Below are 13951 nucleotides of genomic sequence, written 5' to 3'. Positions count from 1 at the left end.
GACTGTCCTGAAAATGCAACATGTCTGGGTTTGTAACGCAGCGCCAAATAGTTATGGGGGTATTCCAGGTTGTTTTATTGTTTTGGGAGTTTTGTGGCAGATGTTATGGATCTTGTTGCTCTGCCCGAGGTGGTGTGAGAGAGGTTTGGCTTGGCAGGCGCGACTAGAGATGCTGAGCCAGGATCGCCTGAAAGTTGCAGGGCTGTAGTTTGTAGTGGTTACAGGTTTCGCAGCTGTGCAGGAAGGCAGGGGACTGTATTAGTATAAGAAATAGTGGCTGCTTGAAGATGTAGCAACAGGGTTTGGATGTTGCGGAAAAGCATCATGATGCCGAATTGCAACATGGTAGAAGGTGTCTATCTGGCTCAACTCATTGGGAATGATGCTGGATGTTGCGTGAATGCAACAGTGCTTGTGCAGATAGACAGCTAGAGCGTTGAGTAGTTGGGAGTAATTCCCATTACCTGGCATGGTTTGTGATAGTGATTCTCAATCAGTTTCTTTTCCATGCTTGAACGATTCAAGAACGGTCCTGGGGTGTCGACGGCCTAATCAAACGTAATGACGCGCATAATAGAGGTTTTCTTCACCATGTATATTCAATGCGATACGTTTTCAGCACATTCGCGCTGAGATAAGTTTTGTCAACTGGCATGGCTTTTGCGAAATGGCCTGTGAGGTTTGGAAGTATCAGTGTGATTTGGTGCGGTTTTAGTCCGTTTACAAAACAATTGATTTTATATGGAGAAATTATGAGCTTTTTCAGCAAAAAACAGGTTGTGGCAACCCTTTTGGCAGCAGGAATGGTATTTGGCATGAGTGCAAGCGCCTATGCCAAAAAAATCACCCTGCGACTTGGTCACCCAATGGCACCTGGCAACAACGTAACCATGGGATATGAGAAGTTTAAGGAACTCGTTGAGGAGCGTACTGAAGGGAAAGTTCGTGTGCAGCTTTTTGGCAACGCGATGCTTGGTAGCGACCGCGTAACCATGGAATCTGCTCAGCGGGGTACTCTCGACCTTGCATCCAGTTCCTCTCCCAATATGGCGAATTTTTCAAAGGCTTTCATGGTATTTGATTTGCCATATGTCACTAGCCCGAAATATCAACAAAACCTTTACGATGCGTTGGATAATGGTCCTCTCGGCGACTTCCTCGACAAGGAGCTTGAAGGCATCAATCTGAAGCCAATCATGTACAGCGAGTACGGTTACCGTAATTTTGTTTCAGCCAACAGAGAAATAAAAAGTCTTAGTGATTTCAGTAATATGAAGGTTCGTACCACAGCTTCCCCTGTTGAGGTGGCTGTTGCAGCAAAGCTCGGTATGAACCCAACCCCTATTGCCTGGGGTGAGGTGTACACTGCACTTCAGCAGGGCACTGTCGAGGGCGAGGGCAACACCTTCTCTCTTCTTAATGACGCGAAGCATACTGAAGTTCTGAAATATGCGATTAATTCTGAGCATAATTACTCTATGCATATCTTGCTGATGAATAAGAGGAAGTTTGATTCTCTGCCGGCAGATATTCAGGAAGTTCTGGTGCAGTCTGGTAAGGATGCACTCGATTATCAGCGTTCCATCACTGCCGACCTCGAAAAAAAGGCCACCCAGGCCTTTGCCGATCAGGGCATTTCCGTTCATAATCTGAGCGACGAAGAGCGTGCAGAGTTTGTAGAGGCAACCAGAGCAGTATGGGACGAGTTTACCCCACAGATTCCTGCTGAGCTGATGGAGCTTGTTCAGGCTACTCAGAAGTAAAGAAAAGAGTATTTCCCTAATCCCGGCAGGTGCATTGTTTTAGGCATCTGTCGGGATTTTGCGTCGAAAATGTAGAATTGAGGAGAAGCCATGAACGCTCATATAACTGCCGGAGAGGCTGTTAAAGAACATCCAAACAAGCTGACCGCCGCTCTGAACTGGCTTGATGAGAATTTCGAGAAACCGTTTCTGATTAGCGGTATGCTTGCAATCATTCTCATAATCACCTTTCAGACTTTTTATCGCTATATCGGTGCCCATTTTTCTACCAATGCGGCGGGCGCTATCTGGACCGAAGAACTGGCGCGATTTATTTTTATCTGGATTTCCTATCTGGCAATTCCGCTGGCCATTAAGACCCGACAGAATATCCGTGTTGATATAGTTTTTGATAGATTGCCTAAGCGATTCCAGGGTATTAGCTGGATCGTTGTTGATTTGTGCTTTTTCGCCCTGGTGGCTGTTGTTTTCTACATGGGGCTTCAGAATATATATATGTTGAGGGAATTCCCCCAGGTCGCGCCCGGCACAGGAATGTCGTATCTCATTCCGTATCTGATTCTGCCTTTTGGTTTCGGCCTGATGGGTCTTCGCTTGTTTCAGGACCTCTATAAGCAGGTACGTGAGTGCGGTATTGTTGATTCACTGATCGGTGTGGCCCTTGCTGTTGTTATTGCTCTTCCTGCCTATTTTAGTGAAAGTGCGTCTGTGCTGACTATCCTTTTTGGATATTTTTTGCTCTTTCTGGTAATCGGGGTTCCCATCGCAGTAAGCCTTGGTCTCGCTGCCACCGCGACAATCATCAATGCAGGCACCCTGCCTATTGAATATGTTGCCCAGATCGCTTTTACCTCCATTGATTCTTTCCCTATTATGGCGATCCCGTTCTTTATCGCAGCGGGTGTGTTCATGGGTGCCGGCGGTCTTTCTAAAAGGTTGCTCAATCTTGCTGACGAAGTACTCGGCTCTCTACCAGGCGGTATTGCGCTTGCCGCAATTGCCACCAGTATGTTTTTTGCGGCCATTTCAGGTTCCGGCCCCGCAACTGTTGCCGCGATTGGCTCTCTGACCATCCCTGCGATGGTGCAGCGAGGGTATGATAAATACTTCGCAGCATGTATCGTTGCCGCGGCCGGCGCCATCGGCGTTATGATTCCACCGAGTAACCCATTTGTTGTCTACGGTGTTTCAGCCCAGGTTTCCATCGGCAAGCTCTTTATGGGCGGTATTGTGCCAGGCGTGCTGACCGGTTTTGCCCTGATGTTTTATACCTACTGGTACTCCAAGAAGCGCGGTTGGAAAGGAGTTGAGAAGGAGCGCAGCATTGGCACCTTCGTCAAGGCCTTCTGGGATGCCAAGTGGGCCCTCATGGTACCGGTCATTATTCTGGGTGGTATCTATGGCGGCATTATGACCCCCACAGAAGCAGCCGCCCTGGCCGCTTTTTATGGTCTTGTCGTAGGAATCTTTGTTTATCGTGAGCTGAACCTGAAAAACCTGGCTCCGGCCTTCGTTGAGGCCTGCTCCACCTCAGCTCTCGTTATTATCCTCATGGCCATGGCAACCATTTTCGGCAACATCATGACCATCGAGCAGGTTCCTGCCACTATTGCCGCTGCCATGCTTTCGCTGACTGAGAACAAGATCATGATTCTACTCATGATTAACGTGTTGCTGCTTATTGTCGGTACCTTCATGGAGGCCCTGGCAGCGATTGTTATTCTCACTCCGATTCTGCTGCCGATTGTTATCAAAGTCGGAGTTGATCCAGTCCACTTCGGCATCATGATGGTGGTTAACCTCGCTGTAGGTTTCATTACTCCGCCTGTTGGTGTGAACCTTTTCGTGGCCTCCGGGGTTGCCCAGGCAAAAATTCAACATTTGGCCAAGGCCATTTTGCCGATGGTTGGCATAATGATTGCAGTACTGTTGTTAATCACATACTTCCCGTCTGTACCGTTACTGTTTGTCAAATAAGATGTGATACCAATCAGGTCATGGAAGGTTCGTTACCCCTTTTTCCGATCCCTTCCATGATCATGTAAAGATCTACCCAAAAAAAAATCGCAAGGAGATTGCTATGCAATGCTGTTCCCCTCATGAGCAGAGACTCTTGGATAAGATAGAAGGAAAAGAAGATATCTACCGCGCATCCCACGCCAGGGTTTTCAAAATTCTCGACACCTTCGACGGTGTGCGCCCGGTAATCGATATAGAACGTGCCCGCTACTTCACCCAGTCCATGCAGGAAACCGAAGGTCAGATGCTCTGCCTGCGCTGGGCCAAGGCGATGAAGCATGTTGCAGAAAACATCACCGTATATATTGATGAAGATAACCTGATCTGCGGGCGTGGTGGCGTAAAGGGTCGTTACGGCCTGCTCTACCCTGAGCTTGATGGCGACTTCCTCGATGTTGCTGTACAGGATCTGCCGAGCCGTACCGAGTCTCCGTTTTCAATCTCTGAAGAAGACGCAAAAATTGTTGTTGAGGAGATCGCACCATACTGGAAGGGTAAGACCTACCACGAGGCGCTGAATGCCGCACTTCCGCCGGAAGTCCACAAGCTGAGCTACGACGACCCTGAAGGGCTCGCTTCCCGCTTTATCGTCAACGAGACTTCTTCTTTCCGCTCATCCATCCAGTGGGTACATGACTACGAGAAGATACTCAAGAGAGGTTTTGGTGGTATCAAGCAGGAAGCACTGGACAAGATGGAGGCGCTTGATCCACTCTCACCGATTGATAATGTAGAGAAAAAGCCGTTCCTTGAGTCAATCGTTATTGTCTGTGATGCCATCATTACCTGGGCACGTCGCCACGCTGTTCTCGCCCGTGAGCTGGCAGAGAAAGAGACCGACATGACCCGTAAGATGGAGCTGTTCAAGATGGCCGACATCTGTGAGCGTGTGCCTGAGCATCCAGCACGCACCTTCCACGAGGCTGTGCAGTCCCAGTGGTTCACCCAGATGTTTTCCCGTATCGAGCAGAAGACCGGCACCATCGTTTCCAACGGTCGTATGGATCAGTACTTCTACCCATTCTACCAGGCAGATATTGAGGCTGGAATCCTCGATGACGATCAGGCTCTTGAACTCCTTGAGTGTCTCTGGGTTGGCATGGCGCAGTTCATCGACCTCTACGTATCGCCGACTGGTGGTGCGTTTAATGAAGGATATGCCCACTGGGAGGCGGTTACCATCGGTGGCCAGACCCCGGATGGCCGTGACGCAACCAACGAACTCACCTATCTGTTCCTGAAGTCCAAGCGTGAGTTCCCGCTGCACTACCCGGATCTCGCTGCACGTATCCACTCCCGCTCACCAGAGCGTTATCTGGCTGACGTTGCCGAGACCATCAAGGACGGTTCCGGCTTTCCGAAGCTGATCAACGACGAGGAAGTGGTACCACTCTACGTGTCCAAGGGAGCAACCTTCCAGGAAGCGTATGATTACGCGGTTTCCGGTTGTACCGAAGCGCGTATGCCGAATCGTGACACCTACACCTCCGGTGGTGCCTACATCAACTTTGTAGCAGCCCTTGAGATGACCCTGAAGAACGGCCGTATGCAGAAGCATGGCGAGGAAATGCTTGGTCTTGAGACCGGCGATCCTACCCAGTTTGAAACCTGGGAAGAGTTCTGGCAGGCATACGTCAAGCACCACGAGCTGTTCCTGAAAACCGCTTTTTATCAGCAGTATGTGATCAATAATCTGCGCGCCAAGCACTTTGCACATCCTCTTGGCAGCTCCATGCATGATCTCTGTATGAAGCATTGCCTCGACCTGCACACCCCGCAGATCCCTGAGGGCATTAACCTCGGTTACTTCGAGCATATGGGTCTCGGAACCCTGGTTGACTCCCTGGCTGCAATTAAAAAGCTGGTCTTCGAAGAGAAGAAAATCACCATGGCTGAGGTTATCGAGGCGTGTGAGTGCAACTTTGAGGGCAAGGAAGATGTCCGCCAGCTCCTGATGACCGCTCCATGCTACGGTAATGATGATCCGTATGCGGACGAAATCGGTTGCAAGATTGATGAGATGAACGTGCTCTACGGCCAGAAGTACTCCAAAGAGCTTGGCATGCATAACGATATCCGTTACGTACCGTTTACCTCCCATGTACCTTTCGGTAAGGTGGTTGGTGCGACTCCAAACGGTCGTTACGCCTGGACTCCGCTTTCTGACGGATCTTCCGCCTCCCATGGAGCAGATAAAACCGGTCCGACTTCCGTTCTTCTTTCGAACTACAATTCCAAGAACTATGGACACCGTGATCGTGCAGCACGCATGCTGAACATCAAGTTCACTCCGAAGTGTCTGGAGGGTGAGGAGGGAACCGACAAGATGATTTCCTTCATCAGAACCTTCTGCGATCTCAAGTTGTGGCACGTTCAGTTCAACGTTATCAACAAGTCTACTCTTATCGCAGCCCAGAAGGACCCTGAGAAATATAAGAGTCTGATCGTTCGTATCGCAGGCTACTCTGCCTACTTCGTAGATCTCTCCCCGGATCTGCAGAACGATCTCATTGCTCGTACCGAGCACGAGACTGTTTAACCGACCTCAGTTTGAACGGACTTTATTGCCGGCCCGTTTAACTCAATCCCTGTCCAGGATGTCAGGGCCGGCAGGAGAATGTTCAGCCTGAGTCGGAGAACCGGTAAGCAATCCCTCGTTATAAGGAGGATTGCTTACCGGTTGCAGGTATACGTTACAGAAATTTACTTATTTCTTTTCAAAGTAATAGCCGTGAATTTATGCGGTGACCACCTCTGCCTGGTGGGGAGAAGAGTCGAGAGCGATCATGAACTATAAAGAAATTCAGAATACAAGCGGCTGCATTTTTAATATTCAGAAGTACTCGGTACATGACGGGCCGGGTATCCGTACAGTCGTCTTTTTAAAAGGTTGTCCGCTCTCATGCCGCTGGTGCAGTAACCCCGAATCACAGGCACATAAGCCACAGCTTGCCTATAACCGGAATAAGTGTATCTCAATCAGTGAATGTGTTCGTTGTGCCGAGGTCTGTACAGTAGGTGCATTGAGTCGCGGAGATGATGATAAAGTCACCGTGGAGTGGGGTTCCTGTACGAACTGCCTGGCCTGTGCAGATGTATGCCCGGCTGGTGCGCTGATTGTTTATGGTGAGCAGATGACAGCCAAAAATGTCATTGATCAGGTTGAAAAAGACGCCTCTTTTTATGCACGTTCCGGCGGTGGTCTGACCCTGGGCGGCGGTGAACCACTGGCCCAGAAAGCTTTTGCTCTTGCCCTGCTGCAGGAGGCAAAACGCCGTTACATCAAAACTGCGGTGGAGACCTGTGGTTATGTTGGTGAAGAGGTTCTTCTTGAAGCATGCAAATTTATAAACTTTTTGATGTATGACATTAAATGTGTGGATAGTGAACTCCATAAAGAATTTACCGATGTCGATAATGCAATAATACTGAAAAATATCAAGGCAGTGCGAGAGATGTATCCTAAACTGCCAATACGTGTTCGTACTCCTGTAATTCCGGGTTTCAATGACACTACCCGGGAGATTGAGGCAATTGCGGCGTTTATCAAAGAGCTGAATGTGGAATTTGAGCTGCTCCCGTATCATCGCCTCGGTACCCAGAAATACACCAATATAGGGCTCGAGTATCCGATGGGCGAGGTCGCACTGGAAAACGAAAAATATCTGCGATTGAGACAAGCGGCAATTGATGCCGGTGCTGAGGTGAAGTAAGTGCATTCAGCAAGCTGATAGGCTTTGATTCAGAGCGTAGAACAGGAACTCTCCCGGTTTGGACCGATAACGAGAAAATATATGATTCAACCATGTGGCTGTGCTGATCTTTTGGCATTGCCACATTTTTTTTAGTTGCAAAATTGTCCCTTTCTCTCAGGGGATATGAAGTTATACGTCTGTTGTTACGTGCTTTGAAGGAATTGACTGTTTCTTGAACTGTAAAAAGATGCTAGGTTATACCGGTTGCTAACTGCTACATTGTGGTTGAACCGGTGAGGCTTCCCGGTCTTCAGTTTGTGGCTTAATAAACGAGATGTGCTTATAAGTAATTTGCCGGAATTATGTACGAATATCATCAGAAACTGTCTGACCATATGGAGGGTGTCCTGGGGACGCTCGATGATGGCCTCTATGTGACCGATAAAGAGGGCATGACCTTACATGTCAATTCAAGCTATGAACGGCTTACTGGCTTGAAAGCAGTGGAACTTGTGGGCAAAAACGTCCGCGATCTGCTTGATGAAGGTACCTTCAACGCCATTGTCAACCCACAGGTAATTGAGAAACGTGAACCGGTGACCGAGCTCCAGGTGCTTGGAAACGGCAAACGTGTGGTTCTGCGCGGCACACCAGTTTTCAACGAGTACAAAGAAATAGCTTTGGTTGTCACCACGGTTCGCGATGTCACGCTGATGGGGCAGATGCGTGAGCAGATCAAAGAGCAGAAGAAGTTGCTTTCGATCTACCATGAGCATATCGAGAGTATAACCACATCCAATAAGGACGGTGAGAGCCCGTACTCTTCAAATCAGCGGGATGAAATCGCTGATCTGGTTAAGCGCGTTGCAACTACTGATGCCATCATTTTGCTGCTGGGGGAGACCGGTGTAGGTAAAGACTGGTTTGCCCGTATGGCTCATGAGAGTAGCTTGCGAAAGGATCAGGTGTTTCTCAAGGTTGACTGTGGCTCCATTTCTGAGACCCTGATAGAATCTGAGCTGTTTGGTTACGCACCGGGCGCATTTACCGGTGCAAACCGCCAGGGCAAGATGGGTCATTTCGAGATGGCCCATAAGGGCACCATTTTTCTTGACGAGATCGGCGAGTTGCCCATGCCCATGCAGGCCAAGCTGCTGCGCGTCCTGCAGGACCAGGAGGTGGTGCGGGTCGGCTCCTCGACCCCGAAAAAAGTTGATGTACGTATCATCGCAGCTACCAACAGGAACCTTGAGGCAGAAGTGGAAAAAGGCAATTTCCGTATCGACCTCTACTATCGTCTTCGGGTAGCTGTGGTCGATATCCCCCCCTTGAGAGAAAATCCGGAGATGATCCCCGGCCTTATTTACCATTTTCTGGAACGGTTCAATAGAAAATATAAAAAGGAAGTAACCTGTCATCCGGAGTCAATGCGAATTTTTATGGCCTACCGCTGGCCTGGAAATATTCGTGAGTTGGAAAATGCTACTCAGAGTCTGGTGGTCACCTGCCAGGGTAACGAGATAGACCCGGATGATCTGGCGCCATGTATGCAAGCCGCATACTATCAGCAACGTATACAACCGGAGGAGGCATCTGGTACTGGTTCCGTCCCTTTTCCTGAAGCTGAAGCCATGCAGGCCGGGCTGTTCGATATGAGTGGGAAAACCCTGAAGCAGGCTGTTCTTGAATATGAACGTCAGGTAATTCAGAAGACCATCGACCAGCTGGGTTCTGTCACCAAGGCGTCAGCCGCGCTTGGGATTAACAGGACCACTCTTTTTAGAAAAATGCGCGAAGAGACCCTGAAAAACTGATGCCTGAAGTCCTGATATTTGCCCTTGCCTGGTTTGCCGCCGGGGTTGGTAATGGTCTTGCCGGGTTTGGAGCGGCGATGATTGCCATGCCGCTCGTTGCCGGCTCGGTCGACCTGGCCATAGCTGTTCCTGCCTGCACGTTGACAGTGCTGACCTTAAATGTCCAGGTCGCCTGGATTTTCCGGAGACACATCCGCTGGGACTATGTGAAAGAGATAGGTGTTGGCCTGATACCGGGAGCTTTGCTCAGTGTCGTGGTGCTGAAATACCTGCCGGAAACCTGGTTGAAAGTGGCCCTGGGGAGTTTTGTCGCAGGCTATGCCCTGTGGAATCTCTTTTTAGCAGGCGAAGCCGGGGAACGGGTTGTAAAAAATTCATGGGGATATCTGGCAGGGGTCTTGTCTGCAGCCATGGGGTTGGCCTTTGGAGTCAATGGTCCGCCAATGGTGGCGTATATCGCCTATAGCGGTTGTCCGGCCAAAGCTGTGAGAGGCACTATAGGTGCAGCATTTATCGTTTCTGGGGTGATTATAGTCGGGGCGCAATTCATGACCGGCTTGATCCATTCAACCGTTATCACCAACTTTTTTGTGGCGACTCCGGCGGTGCTTATTGGTTCTAAAATCGGCATATGGATTTCGGGGTTTCTCGCAGAAGCTCAGTACCGTAAAGTACTATTTCTGGCACTTTTCCTCATGGGTGGTAATATTGCCGCCACTGCCATTTTGCAGTGATCAAAATGTTGTGTTCAATCGCTGTATTCACCTATGTTCATTCTGAAGCAAACAAGGAATAAGAGATGGAAGAAAGAAAGACCTCAAGCATCATTGTGATGGTGCCTGCCGGCCGTCTGCCGCTTGCTGTTATGAAAGCTGCCAATGAACTTGCTGAGAAGCATTCATTAGAATTGTATCTCACCACTGCGCAAAATCTTCGTCTTAACAATGTGTCAATTGAGTTGGTCGATGAGATCAAGGCAGAGTTGGCTGCACTCGGTGCGGTTTTTAAGGAAAAAGGAAAATTCCCATTGCCAAGGGTCTGTGTGGGTAATGGACACTGTAACCTTGGGATAGGTGATACTTCGGAGATCAGTAAGCTGATTATGGATCGTTTTGGCGAAAGGGAAAACGTCAAGGCCAAGTTCAAGGTTGCTATATCTGGTTGCCCCACCTGCTGCTCTAATCCGAGAAACACTGATATCGGCATTATCACCACCCGTAATGGTTTTGATATCTATGCAGGTGGCAAGGGCGGCGTTGCACCGGAGGCCGGTAGGCGGATTGCCAGAAAAGTCGATGAGAACGAGATGCTTGATATTGTTGAGAAGCTTGTTGATTTTCACGATGCGAAAACCGGGAAGAAACAGCGGATTTTTAAACTGCTCAATGATCCGGAGTTCCCTTTTGCTGAAGTGTAATCACTCTGTAATTGAGTGAACCGTAGGGTTGTGGGTGTCTGACCGGTTTACACCACCGCAGTCAGCCACAACCCAATGCCCAGGAAGTGTTTAGCTGTTTGAGATCGGTAGATACTGTTTGCTCAGGTGGAAGTGAATATGCCTAACCTATTATAGCTGGCGAAAAGATTGTTTGGAAAACTGCATTGAATGATGCTGTAGAAATGAAGGCACGAATCATGGATCGAACCATTTGGGCCGAGAATGCCCTGACCATACAGAAAGAGTTGGCCGTTTGTGTTTGCGGTGGTGAGGATTGGCGGATTATCAACAGCAATGAGAGTTTTGCCAGCTATTTCATCGGCGAACACCATTCTGCTGTAAACACATCTCTTCTGCTGCAGCTACAGGAGATCAATGCCCAAAGTGTATCAAAGCCTCTGCAGGAGTCCACAGAGGGGCTTGCAGTAATGTACTCGCTGGACGGCAGGGATTTTATTCTTTCATGGCACTGGCTGGATAGGGAAAACAACATTCGTGCCATTTTTGGACATAAACTCACTGTTGCCTGCAGCTTTGAGGAGTCGGTCGCTGCCGGCAAGGAATTGGAGATAATCTTCGATAATATGCATGACGGTGTCTGGGTAATTGACGGCAACGGCGTGACTATCAAAGTGAATAAGGCGATGGAACGCATTGCCCAGGTAAAAGCGGAGGAGGTTGTTGGCAAGCATGTCACCGAAGCGGTGAGCCTTGGGCTGACTTCTACCTGTGTTACCCTGGAGGCATTGAAAAATCGCCAGCCTGTGACGATGTTCGACGATTATTCCGATGGGGTACGCTGCCTGAATACTTCGACGCCAGTTTTTGACGCTGAGGGGAAAGTGTGGCGGGTGATTGCCTGTATTCGCGATATCAGTGAGATGGAGTCTCTGAAGTCCCGCCTGGTTCGGGCAGAGCAGGAGGCGGTGCTGTACCGTGAAAAGCTGAAAAATATCGAAAGCAGGAATTATGATCATCGTGGCACGAGCTCTGCGGCTATTCATCTTGAGCGCACCATAGAACGGGCAGCCAAGGTGGATGCACCTGTGTTGCTGCTGGGCGAGACGGGCACAGGCAAAACCATGTCTGCCACGAATATTCACGATCTGAGCAATCGCAGGAATGACCCGTTCATCACCATTAACTGCGGTGCCATCCCAGCTGATCTCCTGGAGGCGGAACTGTTTGGCTATGAGCCTGGGGCTTTCTCCGGTGCCTCGGAGAAGGGTAAGCCTGGTATGTTTGAGTTGGCCGAAAATGGCACTCTTTTTCTCGATGAGATTGCGGAACTACCTCTGCAGATGCAGGTGAAGCTGCTCCACGTGCTTGATGGAGTCGGCTATCGACGTCTTGGCGGGGTCAAACAATTCATACCTGATGTACGGATAATTGCGGCTACCAACAAAGAGCTGACCTCGCTTGTCGAGGAGGGTACTTTTCGGGAAGATCTATTTTTCCGGCTGCGAGTGCTGGTGGTAAACATCCCTCCCCTGCGTGAGAGAAAAGAAGATATACCCAGCCTTATTAACCATTTTCTGGCACAGGCAAACGAAAAGTACGGTTTGTACAAGACTATGTCCATAGGCCTGATCAATTTGCTGATGAATAATCGTTGGCCTGGCAATGTGCGGGAGTTGCGGGCAAGTATAGAGTTGCTGGTGGCAATGAGCGAAAGTAACCTGATAGATGTTGATGAATTGCCCGAACACCACATGAGGTTGATGCCCGAAGAGGCAGCATCAGTGGTGAAAGCATTTAAACCGAAAAGCCTCAAAGTGGCTGTGGAAGAGCTGGAAGAGAGAATGATACGGGAGGCTCTGCTTGAAGGCAAAAGCACGTACAAGGCGGCGAAGCTTTTGCAAACAAGCCAGTCGACCATCGTCAGGAAAGCCCAGCGGTATAATATCAACAGTGAGGTGATCTCGCTGTAGCGTTGACCAGTGTTTTGCCTCCAGGTGTGACAAGCCAGATGTTTTCAAGTGTAAAACGAGCAAAAGGGCCGGAAGATTGTTTCTTCCGGCCCTTTTGCTCGTTTTGCTGACCGGCCCCTGTGAACAGCGGCAGGGACCGGTTGGGAGAACAGCAAATACTCGGGTTAAGCGAGCACTTCCTCCACCGGGGTGTAGGGCAGATCAAAGGCGTCGCATACAGCTTTATAGGTCAACTTGCCCTCATGGACGTTGAGGCCCAGCTTGATCTCTTCATTCTCCAGACAGGCCTTTTTCCAGCCCTTGTTGGCAATCTGCACAGCATACGGCAGGGTGGCGTTGGTCAGGGCCATGGTTGAGGTCATCGGTACCGCACCAGGAATATTGGCAACACAGTAATGGACAATACCGTCAACCACGTAGGTCGGTTCGGAGTGGGTAGTCGCTTTGGAGGTCTCAAAGCAGCCACCCTGATCGATTGCCACGTCCACCAGTGCAGTATTTGGGCGCATCAATTTGAGGTCTTCGCGGCTGATAACCGCAGGTGCCTTGGCACCCGGAATAAGCACCGCGCCGATTACCAGGTCCATCTCAGGCAGGAGTTCACGAATAGCTCCGGGAGAAGACATCATCATGGTGCAGTTTGCAGGCATAACGTCATCAAGATAGCGGAGACGGTCGAGGTTGATATCGAGCAGATACACCTGGGCGCCGAGGCCGCATGCCATCTTGGCTGCCTGCACGCCAACCACACCTCCGCCGATAACCATGACTTTGGCCGGGGCAACTCCTGGCACACCGCCGAGCAGTTTGCCGATACCGCCATTGGTCTTCTCGAGTGCCTTGGCGCCCTGCTGAATCGCCATACGGCCGGCAACCTCAGACATCGGGGTGAGCAGCGGCAGGGAACGATCTTTTTTCTGAATGGTCTCGTAGGCGATGCAGGTGGCACCACAGTCGATAAGACCTCTGGTTTGTGGCTCGTCTGCGGCAAGGTGGAGGTAGGTGAAGAGGACCTGCCCCTTTCTCAGCTTTGGAATCTCACCGGCCTGAGGCTCTTTGACATGCATGATCATCTCAGCTTTGACAAAGATCTCGTCGGCGCTGGCAATGGTTGCACCTGCTGCGACGTATGTTTCGTCAGCAAAGCCAGAGCCAACACCTGCATTCTCTTCTACCAGAACATCATGACCATTCGCCTTCATGGTTGCCACACCGGCAGGGGTCATGCAAACGCGATTTTCTTTATCCTTAATTTCTTTCAATACACCTACAATCATTGTACTTCTCCAAG

Annotated in this window: 9 protein-coding genes; 8 read left to right on the top strand and 1 reads right to left on the bottom strand. The window is 49.8% G+C overall.

The window, feature by feature from the left end; genetic code table 11:
• Nucleotides 1-752: 752 nt before the first annotated feature.
• From ACN5NT_RS01055 to ACN5NT_RS01020, 8 genes are all read left to right on the top strand, one after another.
• On the top strand, nucleotides 753-1763 hold the full coding sequence (locus tag ACN5NT_RS01055) for a TRAP transporter substrate-binding protein (RefSeq protein ID WP_136796149.1): 1011 nt from the start codon (nucleotides 753-755) through the stop codon (nucleotides 1761-1763).
• A 90-nt stretch (nucleotides 1764-1853) separates the two neighbouring features.
• Nucleotides 1854-3740 carry a TRAP transporter large permease subunit gene (locus ACN5NT_RS01050; RefSeq protein WP_167495681.1) on the top strand — a complete coding sequence of 629 codons (1887 nt, stop codon included), beginning with the start codon at nucleotides 1854-1856 and terminating at the stop codon, nucleotides 3738-3740.
• Nucleotides 3741-3843: 103 nt separating this feature from the next.
• Nucleotides 3844-6321, top strand: coding sequence for a (2S)-3-sulfopropanediol dehydratase (gene hpsG, locus ACN5NT_RS01045; protein ID WP_136796150.1), 2478 nt, complete (start codon nucleotides 3844-3846; stop codon nucleotides 6319-6321).
• Nucleotides 6322-6568: 247 nt separating this feature from the next.
• Entirely contained in the window at nucleotides 6569-7495 is a 927-nt protein-coding gene (gene hpsH, locus ACN5NT_RS01040; RefSeq protein WP_136796151.1) for a (2S)-3-sulfopropanediol dehydratase activating enzyme, read from the top strand.
• Nucleotides 7496-7839: 344 nt separating this feature from the next.
• Nucleotides 7840-9291 (top strand): sigma-54 interaction domain-containing protein, encoded by a 1452-nt coding sequence (locus tag ACN5NT_RS01035; protein WP_136796152.1) that lies wholly within the window; start codon nucleotides 7840-7842, stop codon nucleotides 9289-9291.
• A complete protein-coding gene (locus ACN5NT_RS01030; protein WP_419174168.1) occupies nucleotides 9291-10025 on the top strand; it encodes a sulfite exporter TauE/SafE family protein in 735 nt (244 codons plus the stop codon). Before ACN5NT_RS01035 ends, ACN5NT_RS01030 begins: the two co-directional genes overlap by 1 nt.
• A 65-nt stretch (nucleotides 10026-10090) precedes the next feature.
• A complete protein-coding gene (locus tag ACN5NT_RS01025; protein WP_419174167.1) occupies nucleotides 10091-10708 on the top strand; it encodes a nitrite reductase in 618 nt (205 codons plus the stop codon).
• A gap of 218 nt (nucleotides 10709-10926) precedes the next feature.
• Entirely contained in the window at nucleotides 10927-12660 is a 1734-nt protein-coding gene (locus tag ACN5NT_RS01020) for a sigma-54 interaction domain-containing protein (protein ID WP_419174166.1), read from the top strand.
• A gap of 164 nt (nucleotides 12661-12824) precedes the next feature.
• Here the strand turns inward: ACN5NT_RS01020 and ald are convergent, their stop codons facing one another.
• A complete protein-coding gene (ald, locus tag ACN5NT_RS01015; RefSeq protein ID WP_136796156.1) occupies nucleotides 12825-13937 on the bottom strand; it encodes an alanine dehydrogenase in 1113 nt (370 codons plus the stop codon).
• Nucleotides 13938-13951 lie beyond the last annotated feature (14 nt).

The organism is Desulfosediminicola sp., from assembly GCF_048381775.1.
Classification (GTDB): domain Bacteria; phylum Desulfobacterota; class Desulfobulbia; order Desulfobulbales; family Desulfocapsaceae; genus Desulfopila; species Desulfopila ganghwensis.
The sequence above is the reverse complement of the archived record's forward strand: the minus strand, read 5'-3'. Positions and strand labels throughout refer to the sequence as shown.